The sequence below is a fragment of the Pseudomonas sp. 22490 genome (assembly GCF_052044465.1).
GTDB lineage: Bacteria > Pseudomonadota > Gammaproteobacteria > Pseudomonadales > Pseudomonadaceae > Pseudomonas > Pseudomonas aeruginosa.
Map to the genome: position 1 here is coordinate 31204 of NZ_JBQENS010000024.1, position 25378 is coordinate 56581.

General features: G+C 68.3%; 28 protein-coding genes and 1 riboswitch. Of the genes, 14 read left to right on the forward strand and 14 right to left on the reverse strand.

Going from position 1 to position 25378, the window contains the following annotated elements; genetic code table 11:
- The 6 genes from nusB to nrdR form a co-directional block, all read right to left on the reverse strand.
- Positions 1-480 carry a transcription antitermination factor NusB gene (gene nusB / locus ACTJJX_RS23785; RefSeq protein WP_003118236.1) on the reverse strand — a complete coding sequence of 160 codons (480 nt, stop codon included), beginning with the start codon at positions 478-480 and terminating at the stop codon, positions 1-3.
- A complete protein-coding gene (gene ribH / locus ACTJJX_RS23790; RefSeq protein ID WP_003093311.1) occupies positions 477-953 on the reverse strand; it encodes a 6,7-dimethyl-8-ribityllumazine synthase in 477 nt (158 codons plus the stop codon). The genes nusB and ribH overlap by 4 nt, the downstream gene beginning before the upstream one ends.
- A gap of 117 nt (positions 954-1070) precedes the next feature.
- On the reverse strand, positions 1071-2168 hold the full coding sequence (gene ribBA, locus ACTJJX_RS23795) for a bifunctional 3,4-dihydroxy-2-butanone-4-phosphate synthase/GTP cyclohydrolase II (protein WP_003093313.1): 1098 nt from the start codon (positions 2166-2168) through the stop codon (positions 1071-1073).
- Positions 2169-2194: 26 nt separating this feature from the next.
- Entirely contained in the window at positions 2195-2854 is a 660-nt protein-coding gene (locus tag ACTJJX_RS23800) for a riboflavin synthase (RefSeq protein WP_003093316.1), read from the reverse strand.
- A 183-nt stretch (positions 2855-3037) separates the two neighbouring features.
- Positions 3038-3200, reverse strand: a riboswitch (FMN riboswitch).
- Between the two features lie 81 nt (positions 3201-3281).
- Positions 3282-4403, reverse strand: coding sequence for a bifunctional diaminohydroxyphosphoribosylaminopyrimidine deaminase/5-amino-6-(5-phosphoribosylamino)uracil reductase RibD (gene ribD, locus ACTJJX_RS23805; protein WP_016852470.1), 1122 nt, complete (start codon positions 4401-4403; stop codon positions 3282-3284).
- Positions 4400-4864, reverse strand: a complete 465-nt coding sequence (nrdR, locus tag ACTJJX_RS23810) for a transcriptional regulator NrdR (RefSeq protein ID WP_003107181.1) — start codon at positions 4862-4864, stop codon at positions 4400-4402. The genes ribD and nrdR overlap by 4 nt, the downstream gene beginning before the upstream one ends.
- A gap of 185 nt (positions 4865-5049) precedes the next feature.
- On the opposite strand from nrdR, the gene ACTJJX_RS23815 reads away from it, so the two are divergent.
- The 3 genes from ACTJJX_RS23815 (at position 5050) to trxA (ending at position 7120) form a co-directional block, all read left to right on the forward strand.
- Positions 5050-5520 carry a YbaY family lipoprotein gene (locus ACTJJX_RS23815; RefSeq protein ID WP_003113050.1) on the forward strand — a complete coding sequence of 157 codons (471 nt, stop codon included), beginning with the start codon at positions 5050-5052 and terminating at the stop codon, positions 5518-5520.
- Entirely contained in the window at positions 5517-6179 is a 663-nt protein-coding gene (locus ACTJJX_RS23820) for a class I SAM-dependent methyltransferase (protein ID WP_003113049.1), read from the forward strand. Before ACTJJX_RS23815 ends, ACTJJX_RS23820 begins: the two co-directional genes overlap by 4 nt.
- A 71-nt stretch (positions 6180-6250) precedes the next feature.
- Complete coding sequence (gene trxA, locus ACTJJX_RS23825; protein ID WP_003137633.1) at positions 6251-7120, forward strand: thioredoxin; 870 nt, start codon at positions 6251-6253, stop codon at positions 7118-7120.
- Between the two features lie 24 nt (positions 7121-7144).
- Here the strand turns inward: trxA and ACTJJX_RS23830 are convergent, their stop codons facing one another.
- The gene (locus ACTJJX_RS23830; protein ID WP_003161695.1) at positions 7145-7501 is read right to left on the reverse strand and encodes a hypothetical protein; all 357 of its coding nucleotides are present in this window, start codon (positions 7499-7501) and stop codon (positions 7145-7147) included.
- A gap of 132 nt (positions 7502-7633) precedes the next feature.
- Between ACTJJX_RS23830 and ACTJJX_RS23835 the strand changes: the two genes are divergently transcribed.
- From ACTJJX_RS23835 to ACTJJX_RS23860, 6 genes are all read left to right on the forward strand, one after another.
- A complete protein-coding gene (locus ACTJJX_RS23835) occupies positions 7634-8218 on the forward strand; it encodes a DUF2796 domain-containing protein (protein ID WP_016852469.1) in 585 nt (194 codons plus the stop codon).
- Between the two features lie 88 nt (positions 8219-8306).
- Positions 8307-9011: an ABC transporter ATP-binding protein gene (locus ACTJJX_RS23840; protein ID WP_004365793.1), complete on the forward strand. Its 705-nt coding sequence runs from the start codon at positions 8307-8309 to the stop codon at positions 9009-9011.
- A gap of 2 nt (positions 9012-9013) precedes the next feature.
- Positions 9014-10279, forward strand: coding sequence for an ABC transporter permease (locus ACTJJX_RS23845; protein WP_016852468.1), 1266 nt, complete (start codon positions 9014-9016; stop codon positions 10277-10279).
- A 17-nt stretch (positions 10280-10296) separates the two neighbouring features.
- Positions 10297-10815 (forward strand): DUF3299 domain-containing protein, encoded by a 519-nt coding sequence (locus ACTJJX_RS23850; RefSeq protein ID WP_003105266.1) that lies wholly within the window; start codon positions 10297-10299, stop codon positions 10813-10815.
- 147 nt (positions 10816-10962) lie between these two features.
- Positions 10963-11661: an outer membrane protein OprG gene (gene oprG, locus ACTJJX_RS23855; protein ID WP_003093337.1), complete on the forward strand. Its 699-nt coding sequence runs from the start codon at positions 10963-10965 to the stop codon at positions 11659-11661.
- Positions 11662-11744: 83 nt separating this feature from the next.
- Positions 11745-12101 carry a SirB2 family protein gene (locus ACTJJX_RS23860; protein ID WP_003093338.1) on the forward strand — a complete coding sequence of 119 codons (357 nt, stop codon included), beginning with the start codon at positions 11745-11747 and terminating at the stop codon, positions 12099-12101.
- Here ACTJJX_RS23860 and ACTJJX_RS23865 read toward each other — a convergent pair whose 3' ends face one another.
- The 6 genes from ACTJJX_RS23865 to ACTJJX_RS23890 all read right to left on the reverse strand — a co-directional run bounded on the left by ACTJJX_RS23865 (position 12102) and on the right by ACTJJX_RS23890 (position 18986).
- The gene (locus ACTJJX_RS23865) at positions 12102-13031 is read right to left on the reverse strand and encodes an NAD-dependent epimerase/dehydratase family protein (RefSeq protein WP_003093339.1); all 930 of its coding nucleotides are present in this window, start codon (positions 13029-13031) and stop codon (positions 12102-12104) included.
- Positions 13024-13908: a dTDP-4-dehydrorhamnose reductase gene (locus ACTJJX_RS23870; RefSeq protein ID WP_003113045.1), complete on the reverse strand. Its 885-nt coding sequence runs from the start codon at positions 13906-13908 to the stop codon at positions 13024-13026. The genes ACTJJX_RS23865 and ACTJJX_RS23870 overlap by 8 nt, the downstream gene beginning before the upstream one ends.
- A 268-nt stretch (positions 13909-14176) precedes the next feature.
- Positions 14177-15127: a transcriptional regulator FeaR gene (gene feaR, locus ACTJJX_RS23875; RefSeq protein WP_003105262.1), complete on the reverse strand. Its 951-nt coding sequence runs from the start codon at positions 15125-15127 to the stop codon at positions 14177-14179.
- A gap of 160 nt (positions 15128-15287) precedes the next feature.
- Positions 15288-15866, reverse strand: a complete 579-nt coding sequence (locus ACTJJX_RS23880; RefSeq protein ID WP_003105260.1) for a DUF3156 family protein — start codon at positions 15864-15866, stop codon at positions 15288-15290.
- Positions 15841-17331 (reverse strand): APC family permease, encoded by a 1491-nt coding sequence (locus ACTJJX_RS23885; protein WP_016852467.1) that lies wholly within the window; start codon positions 17329-17331, stop codon positions 15841-15843. Before ACTJJX_RS23885 ends, ACTJJX_RS23880 begins: the two co-directional genes overlap by 26 nt.
- A gap of 167 nt (positions 17332-17498) precedes the next feature.
- On the reverse strand, positions 17499-18986 hold the full coding sequence (locus tag ACTJJX_RS23890) for an aldehyde dehydrogenase family protein (protein WP_003159318.1): 1488 nt from the start codon (positions 18984-18986) through the stop codon (positions 17499-17501).
- Between the two features lie 228 nt (positions 18987-19214).
- Here ACTJJX_RS23890 and ACTJJX_RS23895 point away from each other — a divergent pair, with 228 nt between their 5' ends.
- Positions 19215-19883 carry a helix-turn-helix transcriptional regulator gene (locus ACTJJX_RS23895; RefSeq protein ID WP_016852466.1) on the forward strand — a complete coding sequence of 223 codons (669 nt, stop codon included), beginning with the start codon at positions 19215-19217 and terminating at the stop codon, positions 19881-19883.
- Here ACTJJX_RS23895 and ACTJJX_RS23900 read toward each other — a convergent pair.
- Positions 19880-20716, reverse strand: a complete 837-nt coding sequence (locus ACTJJX_RS23900; RefSeq protein ID WP_003132375.1) for a class I SAM-dependent methyltransferase — start codon at positions 20714-20716, stop codon at positions 19880-19882. The genes ACTJJX_RS23895 and ACTJJX_RS23900 overlap by 4 nt on opposite strands.
- A 106-nt stretch (positions 20717-20822) precedes the next feature.
- On the opposite strand from ACTJJX_RS23900, the gene ACTJJX_RS23905 reads away from it, so the two are divergent.
- From ACTJJX_RS23905 to ACTJJX_RS23920, 4 genes are all read left to right on the forward strand, one after another.
- Positions 20823-21197, forward strand: a complete 375-nt coding sequence (locus tag ACTJJX_RS23905) for a hypothetical protein (RefSeq protein ID WP_003105252.1) — start codon at positions 20823-20825, stop codon at positions 21195-21197.
- A complete protein-coding gene (locus tag ACTJJX_RS23910; RefSeq protein ID WP_016852465.1) occupies positions 21194-21400 on the forward strand; it encodes a helix-turn-helix transcriptional regulator in 207 nt (68 codons plus the stop codon). The genes ACTJJX_RS23905 and ACTJJX_RS23910 overlap by 4 nt, the downstream gene beginning before the upstream one ends.
- A gap of 209 nt (positions 21401-21609) precedes the next feature.
- Complete coding sequence (locus tag ACTJJX_RS23915; RefSeq protein WP_016852464.1) at positions 21610-24585, forward strand: non-ribosomal peptide synthetase; 2976 nt, start codon at positions 21610-21612, stop codon at positions 24583-24585.
- Positions 24586-24674: 89 nt separating this feature from the next.
- Positions 24675-25364 (forward strand): SDR family oxidoreductase, encoded by a 690-nt coding sequence (locus ACTJJX_RS23920; protein WP_003113039.1) that lies wholly within the window; start codon positions 24675-24677, stop codon positions 25362-25364.
- The last annotated feature ends 14 nt before the right edge of the window (positions 25365-25378 follow it).

Genomic DNA, 25378 nt, shown 5'->3' on the forward strand with positions numbered 1-25378 from the left:
TCAGCGCTTGCCGCCGCGCAGCTCGGCGGCGCGCAGGCGCGGCGCCAGCTTGTCGAGCACGCCGTTGACGAACTTGTGGCCGTCGGTGGCGCCGAAGGTCTTGGCCAGCTCGATGCCCTCGTTGATCACTACCTTGTAGGGCACGTCGATGCGGTTGCGCAGCTCGTAGGTGGACAGCCGCAGGATGGCCAGCTCGACCGGGTCGATCTCGGCCAGCGGGCGGTCCAGGCAGGGCTCGAAGGTGGAGTCCAGCTCGCTCTTCTGTCGCGGCACGCCGTGCAGGATCTCGTGGAAGTAGGCGCCGTCGACCTCGGAGAAGTCGTTGTCGGCGCGGAACTGCGCCTCGATCTCGTGCAGGGGCTGGCCGGCGATCTGCCAGGAGTACAGGGCCTGGACGGCCAGGCTGCGGGCCTTGCGGCGAGCGGCGGTCTTGCCTTTCGGCGGCTTGGCTGCCGGGTTGCCGCTGTCTTGATTGCTCACTTGGCCTCCAACTGCGCCAGCAGGCTGACCATTTCCAGGGCCGACAACGCGGCTTCGGCGCCCTTGTTGCCGGCCTTGGTGCCGGAGCGCTCGATGGCCTGCTCGATGGAGTCGACGGTGAGGACGCCGAAGGCGACCGGGATGCCGAACTGCAGGGACACCTGGGCCAGGCCCTTGGTGCACTCGCCAGCCACGTATTCGAAGTGCGGGGTGCCGCCACGGATCACCGCGCCGAGGGCGATGATGGCGTCGAAGCCGCCTTGCTGGGCGACCTTCTGGGTCACCAGCGGGATCTCGAAGGCACCCGGGGCGCGGATGATGGTGATCTCGCTTTCAGCCACGCCGTGGCGGACCAGGGCGTCGACGGCGCCGCTGACCAGGCTTTCCACGACGAAGCTGTTGAAGCGGCCGACCACCAGGGCGTAGCGGCCTTTGGGGGCAATGAAGGTACCTTCGATGGTCTTCAGGGTCATGAGCAGGTCTCATCTGTTAAAGAGCCGGGACGCCGTTGCGCCCCGAGCGAAAAGGGTCGAAAGGTCCGTCCAGCATAGCGCCCACCGCGATCTTGCACGCGGCGGGCGGGACAGGCCTTATTCGGCGGGCAGGTATTCTACAACTTCCAGGTCGAAACCGGATATCGCATTGAAGCGCATCGGCGCACTCAGCAGGCGCATCTTGCGCACGCCGAGGTCGCGCAGGATCTGCGAACCGGCACCGACGGTGCTGTAGGTGGTGGTGGCCTTGGGCGCCGGAGCCGGCGCCGAAGCGATCTCGCGGACATGGGCGAGCAGGTCGTCGCCGCCGATCTGGTGACCGAGCAGCAGCACCACGCCGCTGCCCGCCTCGGCGACCTTGGTCATCGCCGCGCGCAGGCTCCAGCGGCCCGGTTGGTTGACCTGCAGCAGGTCGCGCAGCGGGTCCATGTTATGCACGCGGACCAAGGTCGGCTCTTCCGCGCAGACCTTGCCGAGGGTCAGCGCCAGGTGCACGTCGCCCTCCACCGAGTCGCGGTAGGTGATCAGGTTGAAGTGGCCCAGTTCGCTGTCGAGCGGCTGCTCGGCGATGCGCTCGACGGTGCGCTCGTGGATCAGCCGGTAGTGGATCAGGTCGGCGATGGTGCCGATCTTGATCCCGTGCTCGGCGGCGAACGCCTCCAGTTCGGGCCGGCGAGCCATGCTGCCGTCGTCGTTCATCACCTCGCAGATCACCCCGGACGGCTCGAACCCGGCCATCCGCGCCAGGTCGCAGGCCGCCTCGGTGTGCCCGGCGCGAGCCAGGGTACCGCCCGGCTGGGCCATCAGCGGGAAGATGTGGCCGGGGCTGACGATGTCGGCGGCCACGGCGTTCTTCGCCGCCGCAGCCTGCACGGTGCGGGCGCGGTCCGCGGCGGAGATGCCGGTGGTGACGCCCTCGGCGGCCTCGATGGAGACAGTGAACTTGGTGCCGAAGCCGGAGCCGTTGCGCTGCACCATCAGCGGCAGGCCGAGGCGCTCGCAACGCTCGCGGGTCATCGGCATGCAGACCAGGCCGCGGGCATGCTTGACCATGAAGTTGATGTCTTCGGTGCGGACGCATTCGGCGGCCATGATCAGGTCGCCTTCGTTCTCGCGGTCCTCGTCATCCATCAGGATGACCATCTTGCCTTGGCGGATGTCTTCGATCAGTTCGTCGATCGTGTTGAGTGCCATGGGCACCCCCTTATGCAATTCGTGGGTTACTTGAGAAAACCGTTCTCGGCGAGAAACGCTTCGCTGATGCCGGAGGCGCTGGGCTCGGCGGCCTTGTCGCCAAGCAGCAGGCGCTCCAGGTAACGGGCCAGCAGGTCGACCTCGAGGTTGACCCGGCGTCCGGGCTGGTACTCGGCCATGATGGTTTCGCTGAGCGTATGCGGGACGATGGTCAGCTCGAACTCCGCGCCGTTCACCGCGTTCACCGTGAGGCTGGTGCCGTCGACGGTGATCGAGCCCTTGTGCGCGATGTACCTGGCCAGTTCGCGCGGGGCACGCACGGTGAACTGGATGGCGCGGGCGTTCTCCTCGCGCTTGAGCACCTCGCCGACGCCGTCGACGTGGCCGCTCACCAGGTGTCCGCCGAGGCGGGTGGTCGGCGTCAGGGCCTTTTCCAGGTTCACCCGGCTGCCCACCTTCAGGTGCTGGAAGGCGGTGCGCGCCAGGCTCTCGCGGCTGACGTCGGCCCAGAAGCCATCGCCGGGCAGTTCCACCGCGGTCAGGCAGACGCCGTTGACCGCGATGCTGTCGCCGAGCTTGACGTCGCCCAGGTCGAGCTTGCCGGTGGCGATGTAGACCCGCAGGTCGCCGCCCTTGGGCGTCATTGCGCGGACGCTGCCGATCGACTCGATTATGCCGGTGAACATGCGACCTCCCGTTTTTCCGCCGCACAGGCGCGCAGCATGGCCGGCGCGACGCCGAGCGGCCTGCGTGCCATAGCGCGGGTATTCCAAGATGAAGACATATGACGAACTCCTGTTTCGTGAAAAACAGGGCTTTTTGGATCGAAGGGGATCTTGCGGGCGCACAGGGTACGCCCAGGCAGGCAATCCCGTTCTCTCTTTATCCGGACTATGACCGTCGGCCCCGGAATCGCACCGGGTCTGCTGACCTTGTCGTCCGGCGGTGGCCGGTCCGGCAAGCGCTCGCGGGCTAGGCGCCTTGCGCGCCATTACCGCCGGTGGGGACTTTCACCCCGCCCTGAGAACGTTACGGCCACCGAGATGGCCGTGTGGCGTTTTACCACAGTTGCGCCGCTTGTGCATCGTCCGCCGCGTCGCCGCGCAGCGAAGTTCAGGCGTCCCGCGGATGGGGCCGCGCGGTGACCAGCCAGTCGTCGCCCACCGCGCGGATGTCGTCGATCCGCAACTGCGCCGCATCGGCCATCCGCGCCAGCGGCCAGTCGAGCAAAGGACGGGCGCTGGAGCCGAGGAACTTCGGCGCGACGAACAGCCGGTACTCATCCACCAGCCCCAGCCGGGCGAAGGCGCCGGCCAGACGCGGGCCGGCCTCCACCAGCACTTCGTTGGCGCCGCGCGCCGCCAGTTCCAGGAGCAGCTTGTGCAAATCGACGTGGCCCTCGGCGGAGGGCAGCGCCAGCAGTTCGTGGCCGGCGTCCTGGAAGCGTTCGCGCGCCGAGGCGGCGGCGCAGGTCGCCACCAGCGCCGGACCGGCCTGGTAGAACGCCGACTCCAGCGGCACCCGCAGGCGCCCGTCGACCAGCACCCGCAACGGCTGGCGAGCCGCGGCGAGCGCGGTAAGCTCGGCGTTCAGGCCCAGTTCGTCGGGGCGTACGTTGAGCCGCGCATCGTCTGCCAGCAGCGTATCGGCGCCGGACAACACCACGCTGGAGCGAGCGCGCAAGCGCTGCACCGCCGAACGCGCGGAGGGCCCGGTGATCCACTGGCTTTCCCCGCTGGCCATGGCGGTGCGCCCGTCCAGGCTCATCGCCAGCTTGACCCGGACGAACGGCAGGCCATGTTCCATGCGCTTGATGAAACCGATGTTGAGTTCCCGCGCCTCGGCTTCGAGGACGCCGCTCTGCACCGCGATGCCGGCCTGCATCAGACGCAGCAGGCCGCGACCGGCGACCTCGGGGTTGGGATCCTGCATCGCCGCGACCACCCGCGCCACCCCGGCGCCCACCAGCGCATCGGCGCACGGCGGGGTGCGGCCGAAGTGGCTGCAGGGCTCGAGGGTCACGTAGGCGGTGGCGCCGCGTGCATTCTCGCCGGCCTGGCGCAGGGCATGGACCTCGGCGTGCGGCTCGCCGGCGCGGACGTGCCAGCCCTCGCCGACCACCTGGCCGTCATTGACCAGCACGCAGCCGACGCGCGGATTCGGATGGGTGGAGTACAGCCCCTGGCGCGCCAGTTCCAGGGCGCGGGCCATGTACAGCGGGTCGGCGGCGTTCATTCCTTGGCCGGCTCGCGGGCGAGGCGTTCGATCTCCTCGCGGAATTCGTTGAGGTCCTGGAAGCGCCGGTAGACCGAGGCGAAACGGATGTAGGCGACTTCGTCGAGCTTCTGCAGCTCGGCCATCACCAGTTCGCCCAGCACCCGCGACTTGATCTCGCGCTCGCCGGTGGCGCGCAACTGGTGCTTGATGTGGCCGATGGCCGCTTCCAGGCGCTCGACGCTGACCGGACGCTTCTCCAGGGCGCGCTGCATGCCGGCGCGCAGCTTGTCCTCGTCGAACGGCTGGCGGCTGCCGTCCTGCTTGATCAGGCGCGGCATGACCAGCTCGGCGGTCTCGAAGGTGGTGAAGCGTTCGCCGCAGGCCAGGCACTCGCGGCGCCGGCGCACCTGATCGCCCTCGGCGACCAGTCGCGAGTCAATCACTTTGGTGTCATGGGCACCGCAGAAGGGACAATGCATGGTGCTGATACAGGCGTAGCTGAAGGAAGCCGCATGGTAGCGCATCCGCGCCCGACCGAGCACCCGCAGAATCGACCGGCGCCGGCACGCTGGGAAAGGCGAGAGGAATCGGACGTTGCGGACTACGCGAAGCGCGACAAGAATCACACTTTGCGCTATACAAGCGCCGCCCGGATTCCACCGCTATGGAGCAGCCCATGACCCTGCGCCCGATCGCCCTGCTGGCCGTCCTTCTCCTCGCCGCTTGTTCCAGCGACAAGCCGAAGCCTGCGCCAACGCCGCAAGCTTCGCGCAGCGTGACCATGGTCGAGCCGGTGCTACCGGCCCACCTGCGCGAGCTGAGCGGAACGCTGAGCAGCATCCAGGGCAGCCTGCCACGCGGCAGCGAGGTGCAGATGGCACTGCTGGTGATCGACGAGCGCGACCGTCCACAGCGGCTGCTGGCCAGCGAGACGGTGCTGGCCACCGGCGAACTCATGCCCTTCCGCCTGCCGTTCAACCCCGAATCCTTCCCGCCGGCCGGTGGCGCGCTGCGCGTCGAACTGCACGCGCGGGTGATCCAGTCCGGCCAGTTGGCCTGGCGCCTGCATCCGTTGCGGATCGCCCAGCCGACCACCCAGTCCCTCGGCGAACTGCGCCTGGTACGCGCGCCGTGACGGCACCGCAAGCCCTGACCCAGGCGCTGGGCGAGCTGCTCGGCGACGCCCGGCTCAGCGCCACCGCGCTGCCCGGCACCGACCTGCGCCTGTGGCTGATCGACGCGCAGAACATGGACCGCCAGTTCAGCCCGGAGGAAACCCGCCGCATCCTCGAAGAGCCGCCGTACTGGTGCTTCTGCTGGGCCAGCGGGCTGGTCCTGGCGCGCTGGCTGGCGGCGCGCCCGCAGTGGGTCCGCGACAAGCGCGTGCTGGACTTCGGCAGCGGCTCCGGGGTGGCGGCGATCGCCGCGGCCCGCGCCGGCGCCGCCGAGGTGGTGGCTTGCGACCTGGATCCCCTGGCGCTGGCAGCGAGCCGGGCGAACGCCGAACTGAACGGAGTGGAGCTGAGCTATTCGGCGGACTTCTTCGCCGAGGACGATCGCTTCGACCTGATCCTGGTGGCCGACGTGCTCTACGACCGCGCCAACCTGCCGCTGCTCGACCAGTTCCTCAGCCGCGGCCGCCAGGCGCTGGTCGCCGACTCGCGGGTCCGTGACTTCCGTCATCCGCTGTACCGACGCCTGGACGTGCTCGAAGCCTGTACCTGGCCGGACCTCGCCGAGCCCGCCGAATTCCGCCTGGTCAGCCTGTATCACGCCGAACGCGGGCAAGCCTGAGGCACGGGCTTGTTTGCGCGCGGCGCGCCCCCACTTATAGTGGTCACCACCTTGCGTTTCCGAGAATCGACATGAGCGATACGCCCTACATCTTCGACGTCACCGGCGCCAACTTCGAGCAGTTGGTCATCGAGAACTCGTTCCACAAGCCGGTCCTGGTGGACTTCTGGGCCGACTGGTGCGCCCCGTGCAAGGCGCTGATGCCGCTGCTGGCGCAGATCGCCGAGTCCTACCAGGGCGAATTGCTGCTGGCCAAGGTCAACTGCGACGTCGAGCAGGACATCGTGATGCGCTTCGGCATCCGCAGCCTGCCGACCGTGGTCCTGTTCAAGGATGGCCAGCCGGTCGACGGTTTCGCCGGTGCCCAGCCCGAATCGCAGATCCGCGCCCTGCTGGAACCCCATGTGAAAGCACCGGCGCTGCCCGACGAAGACCCGCTGGAAGTGGCCCAGGCGCTGTTCGCCGAAGGCCGCATCGGCGACGCCGAAGCGACCCTGAAAGCCCTGCTGGCGGAGAACAACGACAACCCCGCGGCGCTGATCCTCTACGCCCGCTGCCTGGCCGAGCGCGGCGAACTGGAAGAGGCGCAGGCCATCCTCGACGCGGTGAAGAGCGACGAGCACAAGCAGGCCCTGGCCGGCGCCCGCGCGCAACTGACCTTCCTGCGCCAGGCTGCCGACCTGCCCGACAGTGCAGAACTGAAGAGCCGTCTGGCCGCCGATGCCGGCGACGACGAGGCGGCCTACCAGTTGGCCGTCCAGCAGCTCGCCCGGCAGCAGTACGAGGCGGCTCTGGACGGACTGCTCAAGCTGTTCCTGCGCAACCGCGGCTACCAGGACGACCTGCCGCGCAAGACCCTGGTGCAGGTCTTCGACCTGCTCGGCAACGACCATCCGCTGGTCACCACCTACCGCCGCAAGCTGTACCAGGCGCTCTACTGAGTCGCCGAGCCCCGTCCGCGGGGCTCAGTCCTCCAGCCAGACGAACACCTGGGTGCCGTCGACCACCTCGACCTTGACCCGGGCGTCGTGCCGCAGGCGCACCAGCAGTTGCTTGGCGGCGCCGGCGTTGCCGCTGAACGCCTCCAGCTCCGCCAGCAACTGTGGCCCCTCGATCCGCCCGCTGCCGCGCAGCAGGTCCTGGGCGGTCTGCCACAGGCGATCCACCGGCGCTGCCGACGCCGGCGCCCTGGCCGCCGCGACCTGCGGCTCGCCCAGCGGCGGCGGGGGCACGTGTTGCGCCAGCTGGCGCCAATCCTCGGCGTCCAGTTCCAGGGTCAGATCCACCGGCCAGTCGCCGATGCTTCCGCGAATCCGCACCATCTCGTTTCTCCACAAGCGAATCGCGCCATGCTCCCACGTCGGCGCGTAGGGGCCAAATCGGCCAGGCTAGGCAGGCGGAAAAATTCGTTATAACGTAACAAACTCTTTTCCTTCCTTGCCGGAGTCCCGTTCATGCGCCCACTGCTGTTAGCCCTCGTCTTGCTGCCGTTCGCCGCCCAGGCCCATGACGACCACGACCATGACCACGCCCACGGCAGCCTGGGCAAGCACGAGCACGGCGTCGCCCAGTTGAACGTGGCGCTGGACGGCAAGACCCTCGAACTGGAGCTGGACAGCCCGGCGATGAACCTGGTCGGTTTCGAACACGCCGCCAGCACCGACGCGGACAAGGCCGCCGTGGCCAAGGCCCGCGCGCAACTGGAAAAACCGCTGGAACTGTTCGCCCTGCCGGTCACCGCCGGCTGCTCGGTGGCCAGCCAGGAACTGCGGAGTCCGCTGTTCGGCGACAAGGCGCCGGCCCACGCGCACAAAGAGAAGGCAGGCCACGAACATGAACATGAACATGAACACGGTCATGCCGATATCCACGCCCATTACCAGCTCAGTTGCGAGAAGCCCGAGCTGCTCAAGCTGCTGACCCTCGCCGAGTTCTTCAAGCGCTTCCCCGCCACCCAGAAAATTCAGGTACAACTGATCGGTCCCGACGGCCAGAAAGGCGCCGACCTGGCCCCGGCCAGCGCCGAGCTGAAGCTGTAGGATCGTTCCGGAGGCGCCGCGAGGGATTCGGCGCGGCGCCCCTCCATCCATTCTCGAGGCTCCGGCGGAGCGTTCCGCCCCTACCCCCATGAGCGCACTGATCACCCTGACCAACCTCGGCTTCGCCTGGCCCGGCCAGGCGGAGTTGCTGGACATTCCCAGCTTCCATCTCGAACGCGGCGAGAGCCTGTTCCTCAAGGGGCCTTCCGGCAGCGGCAAGACCACCCTGCTCGGCCTCCTCGGCGGCGTGCAGAAGCCCGGCCGCGGCAGCATCCGCCTGCTCGGCGAGGACCTGGAAAAGCTGTCCGCCGCGCGCCGCGACCATTTCCGCGTCGACCACACCGGCTACATCTTCCAGCAGTTCAACCTGCTGCCGTTCCTCTCGGTACGCGAGAACGTCGAGCTGCCCTGTCACTTTTCCGCGTTGCGCCGTCAGCGCGCCCGCGAACGCCACGGTAGCCCGGCGCAGGCCGCCAGCCATCTGCTCGGCCAGCTCGGCCTCGGCGGCGAACTGCACGCACGCCGCGCCGACAGCCTGTCCATCGGCCAGCAGCAGCGGGTCGCCGCCGCCCGCGCGCTGATCGGCCAGCCGGAGCTGGTGATCGCCGACGAGCCGACCTCGGCGCTCGACGCCGACAGCCGCGAGGCGTTTCTCCAGTTGCTCTTCGCCGAATGCCGCGAGGCCGGCGCCAGCCTGCTGTTCGTCAGCCACGACCAGAGCCTGGCCGGGCTGTTCGACCGCAGCCTGTCCCTTTCCGATCTCAACCGCGCCGCCCGGCCGGCAGGACTCTGAGCATGTATCTCTTCCGACTGGCACTGGCCAGCCTGGCCAACCGCCGCTTCACCGCCCTGCTGACGATCTTCGCCATCGCCCTCTCCGCCTGCCTGCTGCTGGCGGTGGAGCGGGTCCGCACCGAGGCCAAGGCCAGCTTCGCCAGTACCATCTCCGGAACCGACCTGATCGTCGGCGCGCGCTCCGGCTCGGTGAACCTGCTGCTCTACTCGGTATTCCGCATCGGCAACGCGACCAACAACATCCGCTGGGACAGCTACCGGCACTTCGCCGAAAACCCGCGGGTGAAGTGGGCGATCCCGATCTCCCTCGGCGACTCGCACCGCGGCTACCGGGTAATGGGTACCGATGCCGGCTATTTCGAGCACTACCGCTACGGCCGCGGCCAGGAACTGCAACTGGCCGAGGGCCGCGCCTTCGGCCAGGACCTGTTCGACGTGGTGCTCGGCGCCGAGGTGGCCGAAGCCCTGCACTACAGGCTCGGCGAGAAGATCGTGCTGGCCCATGGGGTGAGCACGGTGAGCCTGGTCAAGCACGACGACAAGCCGTTCACCGTGGTCGGCATCCTCCAGCGCACCGGTACCCCGGTGGACCGCACCCTGCACATATCCCTCGCCGGCATGGAGGCGCTGCACGTCGACTGGCGCAACGGGGTGCCGGCGATGGGCGCCGGGCGCGTCAGTGCCGAGCAGGCGCGGCACATGGACCTGCAACCACAGGCGATCACCGCGTTCCTGGTCGGCCTGAAGAGCAAGGTGGCGACCTTCGCCCTGCAACGCGAGGTCAACGACTATCCCGGCGAACCGCTGATGGCGATCCTCCCCGGTGTCGCCCTGCAGGAACTGTGGGGCCTGATGGGCACCGCCGAGAAGGCACTGTTCGTGGTCTCGCTGTTCGTCGTCCTCACCGGCCTGATCGGCATGCTCACGGCGATCCTCACCAGCCTCAACGAGCGCCGCCGGGAGATGGCCATCCTGCGCTCGGTGGGCGCGCGCCCCTGGCACATCTTCGGCCTGCTGCTGGCCGAGGCCTTCAGCCTGGCGCTGGCCGGCGTCGCCCTCGGCCTGGGCCTGCTCTACCTCGGCATCGCCGCCAGCCAGGGCTACGTCCAGGCCAACTACGGCATCTACCTGCCGCTGGCCTTGCCGAGCGACTATGAGTGGAGCCTGCTCGGGGCTATCCTGGCGGCCGCCGTGCTGATCGGCTGCGTGCCGGCCTGGCGCGCCTACCGCCAGTCCCTGGCCGATGGCCTGTCGATCCGCCTATGACCCGGAGATATTCCCCGATGCTGCGCTCCCTGACCGTCCTCCTGCTGGCTTTCGCCCTGCTCCTGGGCAGTGCCGTGGCGCGCGCCGCGCCGCGCGAACTGACCTGGTCGCAACTGATCCCGGCCGGCGCCCCGCCCGCCCCGGCGCCGCTGCCGATCCACGACCTCGCCAACGCCCTCAGCGAAGCCGGTCCGGCGGCCAGCCAGCAGAGCCCCAACGCCCCGGTGGTGAAGGCACTGGACGGCATCGAGGCCAAGCTGCCGGGCTACATCGTGCCGCTGGAAATCAGCGAGGCCGGGCTGGTCACCGAGTTCCTCCTGGTGCCCTACTACGGCGCCTGCATCCACGTACCGCCGCCGCCGTCGAACCAGATCGTCTACGTGAAGACCGCCAAGGGCGTGCAGATGGACGAGTTGTATCAGCCATTCTGGGTCGAGGGCACCTTCAAGGTGGAGAACGCCAGCAGCGAGCTGGCGGCGGCCGGCTACCGCATGCAGGCGAGCAAGGTGACGCCCTACGAATACGAAGGTGGCTGAACGACATGCGACAATCCGCCGCGCCATTTACGTTGCGGCCGTCACATTTGCTCCTAGGATTGATTGAGCTGTGTCAAGGAAGGCAACTGTTAGCTGGCTGACCATTAGCAGCACCAACACTTTCTAATACAAGGAATGGAGCTCATCATGCGTAAGTCCTGGCTTACCGCTTCCCTGCTGGCCCTCACCGTCGCCTCCCCGTTCGCCGCTGCGGATATTCAAGGACACAAGGCCGGTGACTTCATCATCCGTGGCGGCTTCGCCACCGTCGATCCCGACGACAGCAGTTCCGACATCAAGCTGGACGGCGCCAAGCAGCGCGGTACCAAGGCGACTGTCGACAGCGACACCCAGCTCGGCCTGACCTTCACCTACATGTTCGCCGACAAGTGGGGCGTGGAACTGGTCGCCGCCACTCCGTTCAACCACCAGGTCGACGTCAAGGGCCTCGGCCCGGGCCTGGACGGCAAGCTGGCCGACATCAAGCAACTGCCGCCGACCCTGCTGCTCCAGTATTACCCCATGGGCGGTACCAACAGCGCCTTCCAGCCCTACGGCGGCCTGGGCGTGAACTACACCACCTTCTTCGACGAAGACCTGGCCAGCAACCGCAAGGCGCAGGGTTTCAGCAGCATGAAGCTGCAGGACTCCTGGGGCCTGGCCGGCGAACTGGGCTTCGACTACATGCTCAACGAGCACGCGCTGTTCAACATGGCCGTCTGGTACATGGACATCGACACCAAGGCCAGCATCAACGGCCCGAGCGCCCTGGGCGTGAACAAGACCAAGGTCGACGTGGACGTCGATCCGTGGGTCTACATGATCGGTTTCGGCTACAAGTTCTGAGTCGTAGACTGTCGCGGGGCTTGCGCCCCCAACGGGAAAAGGCGCCTTCGGGCGCCTTTTTTCATCCTGCGGAAACGGACCCCATGTACCTCTGGCTGAAGACCCTGCACATCACCTTCGCCCTCAGCAGCGCCGCCCTGTTCGTCTGGCGCCTGGCCTGGAACTGGTCGGGGCGCAAGGCCAGCGGCATCCGCCGCTGGGGACCGCACCTGGTGGACACCCTGCTGCTGCTCAGCGCGCTCGGCCTGGTGCACCTGGCGATGCCCTGGCCGCTGCCGCTCTGGCTGCTGGCGAAGCTGGGGCTGTTGCTGGGCTACATCGTCTGTGCGGCGTTCGCCCTGCGGATGGCGCGGGGCCCCGGCAAGGGCCTGCTCAGCGTCCTCAGCCTCACCCTGCTGGGCGGGATCTTCTACCTGGCGCTGAACAAGCCCTGGTGGTGATCAGCGGCCGAGCAGGCGCGCCAGGCCCACGCCCATCGGCGTCGGCTGGTCGAAGCGGAAACGCCGCAGCAGGCGCTCGTTGTTCGCCCGCGAATGCCTGATGTCACCGGCTCGCGCGTCGGCGTGGGTCACCGGCGGCAGGCCACCGAGCACCTGGCCGATCTCCGCCAGCAACTGCTTCAGGCTGATGCTGCGATTCAGGCCGACGTTCACCGCCCCGGGCTCCACCGCCGTCGCCTCCAGCGCCTGGACCAGGAAATCGACCAGGTCGGCGACGTAGATGAAGTCGCGGGTCTGCTCGCCGTCGCCGAACACGGTGATCGGCGTCCCCTTCAGGGCGCGCTCGGTGAATATGCTGATCACCCCGGAATAGGGCGAGGACGGGTCCTGGCGCGGCCCGTAGACGTTGAAGAAGCGGAAGATCGCCGGCTCCAGCCCATGCTGGCGGCGATAGAAATCGAGGTAGTACTCGCTGGCCAGCTTGTCCGACGCGTAGGGCGTCAGCGGCGACTTCGGGGTGTCTTCGTCGATCGCCGTGCCTTCGCCGTTCTGCCCGTAGACCGCTGCGCTGGAAGCGAACACCACGCGCTTCACGCCCTGCTCGCGCATCGCTTCGCAGAGGTTCAGGGTGGCGATGAAATTGCTCTGGTGGGTGGCGACCGGGTCGTCCACCGAGGCCTGTACCGAGGCGACCGCGGCCAGGTGGGCGACCGCCGCGCAGCCCTTCAGGGCGGCCGCCAGGGTCGCCGCGTCGGCGGCGTCGCCTTCGAGCAGCTCGACCCGTTCGTCGTCCAGGGGCAGGTTGTCGCGCTTGCCGGTGGACAGGTTGTCCAGCACACGCACGCGGTAGCCGCGCGCCAGCAGCGCGTCGGTCAGGTGGGAGCCGATGAAACCGGCGCCGCCGGTGATCAGGATGGGGCGTTCAAACATGCCTGTAGTACCTGTCCAATAGAGCCGGCAAACCTGCGCGCCAGGCGCGCGGCTTGATGCCGAAGGTGTGGAGGATCTTCTTGCAGACCATCACCGCGTGCTGCGGTTCGTCGAGCGCGTCCGGGCGCGCGGCATGGGCCTCCGCCGAAGGCTCCTGGATCAGGTTGGAGCGATAGGTACGCGCCTCGTTGAGGATCACCTGTCCCAGCGCCAGGGTGGTGGTCGCTTCCAGTCCACCGTAGTGGTAGGTGCCCCACAGCGGCGCCTGGCAGTCGAGCTGCTTGAGCACCGAGAGCACCACCCGCGCGGCGTCGTCCACCGGCGTCGGGTTGCCGCGCCGATCGTCGGCGAGGAACAGCGGCTGCGGTTGTTCGGCGCGGCTGAGGAAACGTCCCAGCAAGCCGTTCGGGCTTTCGTCCAGCAGCCAGCCGAAGCGGATCAGCACATGTCGCGGGCAGGCCGCGCGCACGCTCTGCTCCATGCGCCAGAGCGCCTGGCCGCGCAGGCCCAGCGGAAGGGTCTCGTCCTTCTCACTGTAGGCGGTGGCGCGGGCGCCGTCGAAGACCCGGTAGCTGGACGGCTGGACCAGCAGGATCTCGTAGTGCTGGCAGAGCTCCGCGAGGCGCTCGACGGCGCGCTCCTGGGCGCCCAGGCGCTCCGCCTCGACCTGCTCGGCCTGGAACCAGTCGTGGTAGAAGGCGAGGTTGATCACCGCGTCGGGGCGCGTTTCGTCCAGCAGGGTGGTGAGGCTGGCGGCATCCCAGCCCTGCTCGGGTGGTCTGGGCGCGAGGAAACCGATGTCTTCCTCCGCCCCTAGGCGGATCAGCGCCTGTCCAAGGGCATTACCGCCGCCCAAAAGCATCAGGCGCATTCGCATGGTGTAGGGGGGCACTCGAAATCTGATAGTGAATAGCGACGCGGCGCACGCCCCAAGGCAATGACATCCTGCGCCTCGCTGGCGACATGAAAGGTGCGGGCATCGGGTGCTGCTTGTCGCGGCAGGTACCCCGGACAGCGCCGCCGTTATTTTCATGCAACCTGACACGCCGCATTCTTGCTGTGCCTCCGGTGAAGCGTCAAGCATTCACCGGGCCAGCTCCGCCTGCGGCGCGGATCGGCGGGACGAATGGCAGCGCGCGGCGGCGTCAGGCCGGTAGCGCGCCGGCCCGATAGTCCTTGGGCGAAACCTCGAACTGCTTCTTGAACGCCCGGCTGAAATGCGCCGAGTCGCTGAAACCCCACTTGAAGGCGATGGAGGTGATCGATTCGCCGCGCAGCCGTGGGTTGCCGAGGTCGGCGGCGCTGCGGCTGAGGCGCTGGCGGAGAATGTAGCGGCAGACGCTGTCGCCCTGCTCCTCGAACAACCGGTACAACTGGCGCACCGAGATGCGCAGGCGGCCGGCGAGCATGTCCGGACTCAGGCGCGGCTCCTGCAGGGATTGCTCGATCAGACGCTCCGCGTGCCGGCGCAGACTGTAGCCATAGAGCCCGGCCAGCGGTCCCTCCAATTCCTCGCCGGCGTGCTGTAGCGCCGGCCCGAGCAGGGCGATCAGCGCCTCCTGCAACGCCCCGCCCTCGTCCGCCACCGCCCACGGCTGCAGTTCTCCGGCGCACACCTGCTGCACCAGCAGGCTCAGCAGGCGACCGCTGGCGCAGTTCGGCGAGAGTTTGCCGAAGGCCCGCTGGCTGGGTGGCAGGTGCCGGCATACCTCTTCGCGGGAGAGATGGAACGAGGTGTGTTCGATGAGTCCGTGGGGAATGATCTCGCAGCCGCCCGCGGAGTCCATCAGCGCCATTTCCCCTGGCGCCAGCTCTATGCTGTCCCCACCCTGGCGCAGTTGCGCATGGCCGCTGCGCTGGACGACCAGGAAGCAGTGGCGGTCGTCGTCATGATCGGCATGGGTGGCCTGGCGGGCGATGCGCCCTGCGTTGGTGCGGATCTGCGCCAACTCCAGACCGCCGAGGTCCTGCCGCGAGATATCGCCGATGAACAGCGTCCGGTTCAGCGCGGGCTGCGACTCGAAGCGCCCGCAGACCTGGCGCAACGCCTGGTTCCAGGCTTCGAAGCTGTTGTGTGCGGAAGACAGGGTATGCACCGGGCACCTCCTGACGGCAACGGCCATCGTTATTGTTGTATGGCGCGGCAATTACCGAGCCACGCAGCGCTGCCGATATGATTAACATGTTATCGATATACCCACAAGCTAGCGCAAATGGACCGGCGGATACGCATCCGGGAGAGCCGGCAAGGGCCGTTCAGGCGGGAGAAAGCAGGCGCTGCAATTGGGCGAAGGCGCCCAGCAGGGCCAGGCGCTGCTCGGCGACCAGAGGGATGTAGCGGCGATAGGCGGGGAAGCGGTTGACCACCTCGCACGCCCCCAGGTGTTCCAGGCTCACGGTCCAGCCCCTGTCGTCGCGGCAGAGGCGCAAACTCCGGAAGTCCAGCGGCATGAGCTGCTCCAGCAAGACCCGGTCGCCCCCCTGCAAGGCCTCCCGCAACGGCTCGAGCCCGCTCCCGCTGCGTACCTTGCAAAGGATGCCGCGACGCCGCAAGCAACCGGCGTGACGCAGCTCCAGGCTGGCCGGCGGCCCCCCGGGCGCCGCCACGAACAGGCTGAACTCGGTGCTGACGATATGCATGAACAGGTGCGCCTGGACCCGCTCGCGAACCTCGAGGCTCAGCTCTTTCGTACGCAGCAACAGCCTGCCGTCCTGCGCCTCGCCGTCGCACGCAGCCAGGTTGCGCCGCACCAGGGCCAGGGTGGCTCCGGGGCGATAGGCGGCTGGCCGCCAGTCGCGCCAGTGACGCTCATACCAGCGCGCCCAGGCGGACATGCGCCCTCTCCCGCTGCTGCTGGTCCTCTTCGGCGAATTCCTTCTCCAGCACCTCTTCCACCGCCAGCGGACGGAACGGACTCACCCGCTGTACGCACAGGGTCCAGAACAGGGCGTAGGCGGCCGCCAGGCCGAGCATCAGGGCGAACGGCAGGTAGATGTCGGCGGGGTTCATCCCCGGCGGCGTGATGTAGAACATCCCCAGCAGGATTCCGGCGCTGGAGAATAGCTGCGGCAACGGGAACAGCGGCGAGCGGTAGGCGCGCGGCAGGTCCGGGCGACGGATGCGCAGCAGCACCACGGAGAGGGTCACCAGCAGGTAGGCGGTGCCCCAGGCGCAGACCGCAGCCAGGACCAGGTGGATGATCCCTTCGCTGTCGCCGCCCAGCCACCAGGCGTGCAGGCAGGGAATCGCCGCTGCCACGGCGATGCACAGCAACGGTGTCTTGAAGCGCGGGTGCAGGTAGGTGAAGGCCTTCGGCAAGGCGCCATCCAGCGCCATCCCGTAGAGAATCCGCGGCAGGCCGGCCATCAGGGTGTTGATGGTGGCGGCCCCGGCGAACAGCAGGCCCACGCCCAGCCAGATGCGTCCGAACGGTCCCATCACCTGCTCGGCGAATCGCGGGATCGCCATCGGCGTCTCCAGCAGGTGCAGGCCGCCGCCGAGGTCGAGGTTTTCCACCTGCCGGCGCATCGCCGCGCCATAGAGGAACATGCAGCAGGCCACCCCGATCAACCCCAGGGCCATCGCCCGCGGCAGGGTCCGCGAAGCGTGGCGCACCTCCGGCGCCAGCGGCGTGACGAATTCGCAACCGACGAACATGAACATCGCCATGCCCACCAGCGACAGCAGGGTCGGCAGGTCGTCGCCGACCATCGAGGCCCCGAACCAGCCCTGCAACTCCACCGCGGGCAGGCGCAACAGGCCGGTCACGGCGAAGATCATCAGGGTGCTCCACATGCCGAAGGTGAGGATCACTTCGGCGCGACCGAAGGCGGTGATCCCCAGCGCATTCAGCAGGCCGAAGCAGAGCACCATGCCGACGCCCACCAGCCAGGCGCCGCCGCCCGGCTCGGTGAGGGTATTCAGCGACTCGAAGTTGACCAGCGCCATGGTGCCGCTGAGCATGGTCTCGGCGGTGCCGGCGAACACATGGACGATCAGGTAGGCCGACAGCGTGCCGGTGATCGCGAAGAAGCGCCCGAGGCCGCACGACAGGTAGTCGTAGACCGAGCCACGGGTCGGCAGCAGGCAGGCGGCCTCGGCGAAGGTGGTGGACTGCGCCAGCATCAGCAGCAGCGCCACCAGCATCGCCACGGCGAAGGTTCCGCCGCCCAGGCCGAAGCCGGTGGTGGCGGTGAGGATCACCGGGCTGGCCATGATCAACCCGACCGAACTGGCCAGGGCGGTGGGGAAACCAACCCGCCCGCGGAGCAGGTGCTGGGTGAGTCTGGAGATGGACATCGACGTATCCTCGACGGCAGCGTTGCTGTTGTTGTTCTTGCGTCAGGCCCTGCGGGACGCGCCGGCGTCCCGTACGCTCCGCCGGCAGGCGAGGCGTGTTGAACAAAAGGCTGCCGCGGAGGGCAGCGAAAGAGCCGAACGAATCGGCTCCCCCCGATTCATCGATATCAGTAGGCGATGCACACCGACTTGTTCTCGGTGTACGCCTCGATCGCCGCATGGCCCATCTCGCGTCCGATGCCGGACTGCTTGAAGCCGCCGAACGGCATCGACGGGTCGAGCAGGTTGTGGGCGTTCACCCATACCGTGCCGGCCTTGATCCTGGGCACCAGGTCCATGACCTGGCGCAGGTCGTTGGACCAGATGCTCGCACCGAGCCCGTAGATGCTGTCGTTGGCCAGACGCACCGCTTCGTCGAGATCGTCGAAGGGCGTCGCCACCAGCACCGGCCCGAAGATTTCCTCGCGCACCACCTGCATCCCCGGGGTGACGTCGGCAAGGATCGTCGGCTGCACGTAGAACCCCGTCTCGCCCTGGCGCGCCCCGCCGCAGACCACGCTGGCGCCCTCAGCCACCCCGCTTTCGATCATCCCCAGCACCCGCTCCTGCTGCCTGGCCGAGACCAGCGGGTTGATCTGCGTGGTCGGATCCAGGCCGGGGCCGATGCTCAGGTCGCCGGCGATGGCCGCCAGGCGCTCCAGCACCTGGTCGAAACGCTTGCGCTGCACATAGAGGCGCGAGCCAGCGGTGCAGACCTGCCCCTGGTTGAAGAAGATCGCGCCGGCGGAACCGGCGGCAGCCATGTCCAGGCTGGTGTCATCGAGGATGATCACCGGGGATTTGCCGCCGAGTTCGAGGGAAAAACGCGTCATGTTCTCCACCGCCGCATGCCCGATCAGCTTGCCCACCGGGGTCGAGCCGGTGAACGCCAGCTTGTCGATGCCCGGGTGCGCCGCCAGTGCCGCGCCGGCCTCGGCGCCCGTGCCGGTGACGATGTTCACCACTCCTGGCGGAATCCCCGCCTCCAGGCACAACTGGCCGAGGCGCAGGGCGGTCAGCGGGGTTTCGTCGGCCGGCTTGAGGACCACGGTGCAGCCGCAGGCCAGGGCCGGGACGATCTTCCAGATCGCCATCAGCAAGGGGAAATTCCACGGCACGATGGCTCCGACCACGCCCACCGGCTCCGGCACCGTGTAGGCCCGGTAGCGCGCGCCTGGGACCGCGGCGATCGACAGGTCGAGGCTGCGGCCCTCGATCTTGGTCGCCCAGCCGGCCATGTAGCGGATGAACTCCACCGAGGCGCCGACCTCCAGGGCCCGCGACAGGTTGATCGACTTGCCGTTGTTCAGGGTTTCCAACTGCGCCAGTTGCTCGCCATGCGCCTCGACCCGTTCCGCCAGTCGCAGCAGCAGGCGCTCGCGATCGGCCGGGCGCTGGCCTGCCCAGCTGCCTTCGAACGCGCGCCGCGCGGCAGCGACTGCCCGGTCGACGTCTTCGGCGCCGGCGCGGGCCACGCGAGCCAGCTCGGCGCCGGTCGCCGGGTCGTACAGCGGCATGTCGGCGCCGGAACGCGCCGGCCCGGACTCACCGTCGATCAGCAGGCCATGGGGACTGCGCAAGAAGGCGCTGACGGACGGGTCGATGGCAATACTCATGTGTGCTCCTCGGCTTGGCGACGGCGCTGCGTCGTGCATGCGCCTACTACCCGGGAATACTCTGGACCCGCCGCTCCCCCGCTCGCTTGCTCCAGCCTGCCGGGTTTCTTGCCGCTGCCTGCCAAGCCAGGCAGAGAAAGACAAGACGGCACGCCGGGGCATGGACATTCTGCCCGGCAGGCGGGACAGTGGACGTCCCGCCGCCTCGTCCCACGGGAGCCCCGCGCCATGTCTTCGACCCTGTCGCCCGACCTCGGCCTGCGCTGCATGCAGGCCTTCACCCAAGTGGTGCCGGCCAGCCTGTGCGTGTTCTATCGCATCGACGAGGACTGTCGCGCACACGACTTCCAGCTCCTGCGGATGCCGGCCGGCATGCACCGCGACTACCTGCGCCACTACCGCGACTACGATCCGCTGCAGCCGCGCCACTGCCTGGCCAGCGCTTCGCCGGTAGTGCCGCTGCGCCAGGGCATTGCCCGCCAGCCCGCGAAGGACAGCGCGCTGTACCAGGGCTTCCTGCGACGCCACGGGATCTGCGACGTGGTCGAGGTGCTGGCGCATGCGCAGCAGCGTCCGGTGGCGGCCCTGTCGTTACTGCGCGACGCCCGCCTAGGGGCCTTCTCCGACCAGGAGCTGCGACAGTTGCGCGCCCTGCATGGCCTGATGGAGCTGGCGGCGCAGGCATGCGCCACGCCAACGGCCAGCGCCGAGCGCCTGCAAGGCCTGACACCGAGGGAACGGGAGATCGCCCTGCTGCTGCGCGACGGCGTCAGCAACAAATGCCTGGCGCAGTGCCTCGGACTCGGCCTGCCGACGGTGAAGACCCACCTGCTCAACCTGTTCCGCAAGACCGGCGCGCGCAGCCGCACCGAGCTGGTGAAGCGACTCTTCCTCTAGCCGCGCGCGGCCTGGGGGCTGCGCGCCTCCAGCCAGAAGAGGAACTGCCGCACCGCCAGCGGCTTGCCGCTCTCGTGCAGGCCGCGCAGGCGCTCGCGGTGGCGCCTGAAGGAAAAACCGGGAAATACCCAGGGCAGGTTCAACAGGTACCAGGCCAGGGCGCCGACATCGGCGAAGTGCAACACCTCCCAACCTTCGCCGCCTGCCACCGGCGGCAACTCCGCGGCCTCCAGCTGGGCCCGGGCGAAACCCAGGTTCCAGTGCGGCGCCTCCGGCGTCGGCGCCGGTTCGCCGAGCAACGCATAGAACTCGCGGTTGAAGTCGCCGGCCACCTGCTGGGTGAGGAAACAGCCGCCGGGCGCCAGCACCCGCCGGACCTCCGATGGCAGATAGGACTCGTGGCGGTTGCCGACCAGGTCGAAGGTGCCATCGGCGAACGGCAACGCCCCGCCGCCATCGCCCTCCCGGCCCTGGCGGTGGTTGTCCGGCGCGCCCTCCACCTCGACCACGCGGATGCCCAGGGGCTCCAGGCGACCCCGGGCAATCTCCAGGTTGGGCGCCCAGCCCTCGGTAGCCACGGTGAGCGGCGGACGATACGGCAGCCGGCTCAACCATTCGCCGCCGCCGGTGCCCATGTCCAGCAGGCTGGCGGCGGCCCGGCAGCGCTCCAGCATGCGCCCCGGGAAATCCCATGGCGGCGGTTCCAGGCGGATGCGTCCGCCATAGTCGTATTCCCAGCCGCGCATCGGTGTGCGGCCGGCTTCCACCAGCAGCGCGTCGAATTCGTCGCCCGTCGCCATTTCGCCGTTCTCCCAGAGACCGCCCGCTACCATCCCCGAGTCTCCTCGCCAAGGCAAGCCCATAGAGAATGTAAAGCTTGCTTGACAAAGAAGAGCATCCCGGCCAATGTAAAGCCCCCTTTACATGGACGATTCAACCATGACCCACAAACGTTTCTTCCTCGAACTGCTTCTCGCGCTGGTCGGCTATGCCGCTGCCGTTCTGATCAGCGGCCAGTCGCTGGCGGGCACGGAACCGGGCGCCGGCCGGGTCTTCCTCGCCCTGCTGCCGGTGCCACCGATGGTCGCCCTGGCGCTGGTGGTGATCCGTTACCTGCGGCGCCTCGACGAAATGGCCCGGCGCATCCATCTCGAAGCCCTCGCCCTGGCCTTCGTCGGCACCGCCCTGCTCACCTTCACCTACGGTTTCCTCGAAACCACCGGCTTTCCGAAACTCTCGATGTTCTTCGTCTGGCCCCTGATGGGCGCGTTCTGGGTCATCGGCTGCGTCCTGGGACTGAGGCGCTACGCATGAGGAACCGCGTTCGCGAGTTGCGCGCGGAGTGCGGTTGGTCACAGGCGGAGCTGGCCGGAAAGCTGGAGGTATCGCGGCAGACGGTGAACGCCATCGAAACCGGCCGCTACGATCCAAGCCTGCCCTTGGCGTTCAAGCTCGCCCGGGTGTTCGGACTGGCCATAGAAGCGATCTTCGACGACCGGGAAGGCCAGCTGGACTGAGTCCGGTCCCGCTTCCGAAAACTTCCGGGGCGCCCCTGGCGACCCCGGCGGCAAGCCCCCCTTACCCTGTACCAAATGGCAGTTGCCGCATTTCCCCTCGGGGCTAGCCTTGGACCAGGCCTATCGCCAGCCTTCCCCCTGGTCCCCGCTCGATACGCTGAAAAACCACGGATAACGTCTTTTCCACCGGCAAGACAGGAGTCTCAGCCATGTCGAAAGATTCTGTTCTTGGCTTATTCAGGCAACACGCAGATACCCATCCCGAACGCCCCGCCCTCGTCGATCGCGAGCGCTCGTTCAGCTACCGCGAACTCGACCGGCTCAGCGACCGGCTGGCCGCCCACCTGGCCAGGCGCGACGTCGCCCGGGGCGAGCTGCTGCCCCTGCTGGCCGAACGCTCGGCCGAACTGGTCATCGCCATCCTGGCGGCCGCCAAGTGCGCAGCGGCCTACGTACCGGTGGACCGTCGGCAACCCGACAGGCGCAAGCGGGAAATCCTCCGCCAGTGCCAGGCCCCCTTGGCCCTCGCCACCCAGGCCGAGGACCTGCCGGGGCAACCGGTGGAGGCCATCGCACAGGCGCTCGCGACGAGTGCGGCGGGTGCCGCGCCGAGACCGGCGCTCGACGGCAGCGAAGCGCTGTATGTGATCTTCACCTCGGGCACCACCGGCGAACCCAAGGGCGTGGTGATCGAGAGTCGCTCCCTGGCCAACCTCGTGAGCTGGCACAACCGGCGCTTCAATATGGATCAACGGAGCCGCACCACCCTGATGGCCGGCGTCGGCTTCGACGTTTCCCAATGGGAAATCTGGTCCACCCTGTGCGCAGGCGCCTGCCTCCACCTGGTGCCCGACGAGGTGCGCCCAGACCCGGCGGCGCTGCTGGCATTCTTCGCCGAGCAGCGGATCAGCCACGCCTTCGCGCCTACCGTGATGGTGCCCGCGCTGGCAGAGCAGCCCGCCCCGCCGTCGCTGGCGCTGCGCTACCTGTTCTGCGCCGGGGAAAAACTGCCGCCGGTCGCAACCGGCGGGCTGCCCTATACCGTGGTGGATTACTACGGCCCGACCGAGGCCACGGTCTTCGCCACCTGCCGCATCGTCGACGCCGAAGCACATCGGCGACCCGCCTCGATCGGCACGCCCATCGACGGCTGCGAGGCATTCATCCTCGACGCCGACGACCGGCCTTGCCATGGCGACCGACCCGGTGAACTGAACCTGGCGGGCGTCTGCCTGGCGCGCGAATACCTGCGCGACCCGGACATGACCGCCAGGCGCTTCCACTACTCGCAGGCACTGCGGCGTCGGCTCTACCGCACCGGCGACAAGGCCCGCTGGTTGGCCGATGGCAGCCTGCAGTTCCTCGGTCGGCTGGACGATCAGGTGAAGATCCGCGGCCACCGCGTCGAACTCGGCGACGTCGAGGCCGCGCTGTTGCGCCAGCCGGCTATCCACGGCGCGGTGGTGCTGGCGCATGCCGACCCACGCTCCGGTAGCCAGCAATTGAGCGCCTTCGTGGTCCCCCGCCAGCAGGACGGCGATGCCAGGGCCGTGCTCGCCGCCATCAAGACCGCACTGCGCCAGGAACTGCCCGACTACATGCTGCCCAGCCGCTACCTGTCGCTGGACAGCCTGCCGACCACGGTCAACGGCAAGATCGACCGCCAGGCCCTGCGTCGACACCTGGACGAACAATGCCAGGAACGACTCGACGAGCAACGCTTCGGCACCCCCGGCGAACTGCAAGTGGCCCTGTCCTGGCAGGAAGTGCTGGGGCATACCGACTTCGGCCTGGACGACAGCTTCTTCGAGGTCGGCGGCCATTCCCTGCTGGCCGCCGCCCTGGTGCGCGAATTGAGCCGACGCTTCGGCAACCGTGCCTACATCCACGACATCTACCGCACCCCGAGCGTGCGCCAACTGGCGGCCAGCCTGGCGCGGCGCGCCGGCGAAGCGCCGCCGGCGCTGGACAGCGAACCGGCCCAGGAGCTGCAACGGGACGTGCGCCTGCCCGCCGACGTGGATTTCAGCCGCCCCATGGACACCGCCCAATTGCTGGCGCCACGGCACATCCTGCTCACCGGCGCCAGCGGGCTGATGGGCGCCCACCTGCTCGCCGAGCTGCTGGCCAGCCGCGAGGCCGACCTGCATTGTCCGGTCCGTGCGCAAAACGACGCCCATGCCCTCGAACGCCTGCGCCAGGCCGCCCGGCAGCACCGCATCGAACTCGCCGAGACGGACTGGCGACGGGTCAGGGCCTACGCCGCCGACCTCGCAGAACCAGGTTTCGGACTACCGGCGGAAACCTATCGCGAGCTGGCCGGCAGCGTCGACCAGGTCTTCCATTCCGCCAGCGCGGTGAACTTCATCCAGCCATACAGCTACATGAAGCGCGACAACGTCGAGGGGCTCGGCCAGGTCCTGCGCTTCTGCGCCAGCGGCCGCTGCAAGCCGCTGATGCTGCTGTCGAGCATCTCGGTGTACAGCTGGGGCCACCTGCATACCGGCAAGCGCCTGATGCGCGAGGACGACGACATCGACCAGAACCTGCCGGCGGTGGTCACCGACATGGGCTACGTGCGCAGCAAATGGGTGATGGAAAAGATCGCCGACCTCGCCGCCGAACGCGGCCTGCCGCTGATGACCTTCCGCCTCGGCTACGCCACCTGCCACAGCCGTACCGGCGCCTACGCCGACTACCAGTGGTGGAGCCGGCTGGCGCGGACCTGCCTGGAGTACCGGGCCGTGCCGCTCCTGCGCGAGCTGCGCGAGGGCCTGACCACGGTGGACTACATGGTAGAGGCGATCAGCGTCATCGCCCGCCAGCCTTCGGCGCTGGGCAAGAAATTCAACCTGGTGCCGAGCATTCCGCGCTGCCTGACCCTGGACGAGTTCTTCGGCCGTCTCGGGCGACGCGCCGGGCGTCCCCTTCGGCAGATGCCGTTCGACGACTGGGTAAGTCTCTGGGAAGACAATCGCGACGCCCCGCTCTATCCCCTGCTGAGCATGTTCCGCGACAACATGTACGCCGGCCGCAGCACCGTCGAGTTGTACCAGGACACCTATCTCTGGGACTGCACCAACGTCGAGGAACACCTGCGCGGGAGCGCCGTGCGCGAGCCGGAGTTCGACGACCGCCTGCTCGACCTGTACCTCGCCGGCCTGGGCGGCAGCGCCATGCGGTAAGGTCGAGGCCGCCGCGGCCGGTCGCCGCGGCGGTTACCGCAGCGGGACGCGCTTGGGTATCCTGTCCGCTTTATCGCCCGGAGAACCTCATGCACAACGTTCTGATCGTCGGCGCCTCGCGCGGCATCGGCCTGGGACTGGCGGATGCCTTCCTGCAACGCGGCGCACAGGTATTCGCCGTCGCCCGGCGACCGCAAGGCTCTCCCGGGCTACAGGCACTGGCGGAGCGGGCCGGGGAGCGCTTGCAAGCGGTGACCGGCGACCTCAACCAACACGATTGCGCCGAACGCATTGGCGAGATGCTGGGCGAGCGGCGGATCGATCGCCTGATCGTCAACGCCGGCATCTACGGCCCGCAGCAACAGGATGTGGCGGAAATCGACGCCGAGCAGACCGCCCAGCTATTCCTGACCAACGCCATCGCGCCGCTGCGCCTGGCCAGGGCACTGTCCGGCCGGGTTAGCCGGGGTGGCGTGGTGGCGTTCATGAGTTCGCAGATGGCCAGCCTGGCGCTGGGCCTGTCGGCCACGATGCCGCTCTACGGCGCCAGCAAGGCGGCGCTGAACAGCCTGGTACGCAGTTGGGAGGGCGAGTTCGAGGAGTTGCCGTTCAGCCTGTTGCTCCTGCATCCCGGCTGGGTGCGTACCGAAATGGGCGGCGACAGCGCGCCGCTGAGCGTCGAGGAAAGCGCCGCCGGACTGGTCGCGGCGGTGGAGGATGCCGCGGGCGTGAATGCCTGTCGCTTCGTCGATTATCGGAACCAGCCGCTGCCCTGGTGAAGCGGGCCGATCCG

What these genes read in the sequence shown, in the direction of transcription:
- ribH (WP_003093311.1), bottom strand. Translation starts at nt 953, where the DNA reads ATGACCCTGAAGACCATCGAAGGTACCTTCATTGCCCCCAAAGGCCGC.
- ribBA (WP_003093313.1), bottom strand. Translation starts at nt 2,168, where the DNA reads ATGGCACTCAACACGATCGACGAACTGATCGAAGACATCCGCCAAGGC.
- ACTJJX_RS23800 (WP_003093316.1), bottom strand. Translation starts at nt 2,854, where the DNA reads ATGTTCACCGGCATAATCGAGTCGATCGGCAGCGTCCGCGCAATGACG.
- ribD (WP_016852470.1), bottom strand. Translation starts at nt 4,403, where the DNA reads ATGAACGCCGCCGACCCGCTGTACATGGCCCGCGCCCTGGAACTGGCG.
- nrdR (WP_003107181.1), bottom strand. Translation starts at nt 4,864, where the DNA reads ATGCATTGTCCCTTCTGCGGTGCCCATGACACCAAAGTGATTGACTCG.
- ACTJJX_RS23815 (WP_003113050.1), top strand. Translation starts at nt 5,050, where the DNA reads ATGGAGCAGCCCATGACCCTGCGCCCGATCGCCCTGCTGGCCGTCCTT.
- trxA (WP_003137633.1), top strand. Translation starts at nt 6,251, where the DNA reads ATGAGCGATACGCCCTACATCTTCGACGTCACCGGCGCCAACTTCGAG.
- ACTJJX_RS23830 (WP_003161695.1), bottom strand. Translation starts at nt 7,501, where the DNA reads ATGGTGCGGATTCGCGGAAGCATCGGCGACTGGCCGGTGGATCTGACC.
- ACTJJX_RS23835 (WP_016852469.1), top strand. Translation starts at nt 7,634, where the DNA reads ATGCGCCCACTGCTGTTAGCCCTCGTCTTGCTGCCGTTCGCCGCCCAG.
- ACTJJX_RS23840 (WP_004365793.1), top strand. Translation starts at nt 8,307, where the DNA reads ATGAGCGCACTGATCACCCTGACCAACCTCGGCTTCGCCTGGCCCGGC.
- ACTJJX_RS23845 (WP_016852468.1), top strand. Translation starts at nt 9,014, where the DNA reads ATGTATCTCTTCCGACTGGCACTGGCCAGCCTGGCCAACCGCCGCTTC.
- ACTJJX_RS23850 (WP_003105266.1), top strand. Translation starts at nt 10,297, where the DNA reads ATGCTGCGCTCCCTGACCGTCCTCCTGCTGGCTTTCGCCCTGCTCCTG.
- oprG (WP_003093337.1), top strand. Translation starts at nt 10,963, where the DNA reads ATGCGTAAGTCCTGGCTTACCGCTTCCCTGCTGGCCCTCACCGTCGCC.
- ACTJJX_RS23860 (WP_003093338.1), top strand. Translation starts at nt 11,745, where the DNA reads ATGTACCTCTGGCTGAAGACCCTGCACATCACCTTCGCCCTCAGCAGC.
- ACTJJX_RS23865 (WP_003093339.1), bottom strand. Translation starts at nt 13,031, where the DNA reads ATGTTTGAACGCCCCATCCTGATCACCGGCGGCGCCGGTTTCATCGGC.
- ACTJJX_RS23870 (WP_003113045.1), bottom strand. Translation starts at nt 13,908, where the DNA reads ATGCGAATGCGCCTGATGCTTTTGGGCGGCGGTAATGCCCTTGGACAG.
- ACTJJX_RS23880 (WP_003105260.1), bottom strand. Translation starts at nt 15,866, where the DNA reads ATGTCCGCCTGGGCGCGCTGGTATGAGCGTCACTGGCGCGACTGGCGG.
- ACTJJX_RS23885 (WP_016852467.1), bottom strand. Translation starts at nt 17,331, where the DNA reads ATGTCCATCTCCAGACTCACCCAGCACCTGCTCCGCGGGCGGGTTGGT.
- ACTJJX_RS23890 (WP_003159318.1), bottom strand. Translation starts at nt 18,986, where the DNA reads ATGAGTATTGCCATCGACCCGTCCGTCAGCGCCTTCTTGCGCAGTCCC.
- ACTJJX_RS23895 (WP_016852466.1), top strand. Translation starts at nt 19,215, where the DNA reads ATGTCTTCGACCCTGTCGCCCGACCTCGGCCTGCGCTGCATGCAGGCC.
- ACTJJX_RS23900 (WP_003132375.1), bottom strand. Translation starts at nt 20,716, where the DNA reads ATGGTAGCGGGCGGTCTCTGGGAGAACGGCGAAATGGCGACGGGCGAC.
- ACTJJX_RS23905 (WP_003105252.1), top strand. Translation starts at nt 20,823, where the DNA reads ATGACCCACAAACGTTTCTTCCTCGAACTGCTTCTCGCGCTGGTCGGC.
- ACTJJX_RS23910 (WP_016852465.1), top strand. Translation starts at nt 21,194, where the DNA reads ATGAGGAACCGCGTTCGCGAGTTGCGCGCGGAGTGCGGTTGGTCACAG.
- ACTJJX_RS23915 (WP_016852464.1), top strand. Translation starts at nt 21,610, where the DNA reads ATGTCGAAAGATTCTGTTCTTGGCTTATTCAGGCAACACGCAGATACC.
- ACTJJX_RS23920 (WP_003113039.1), top strand. Translation starts at nt 24,675, where the DNA reads ATGCACAACGTTCTGATCGTCGGCGCCTCGCGCGGCATCGGCCTGGGA.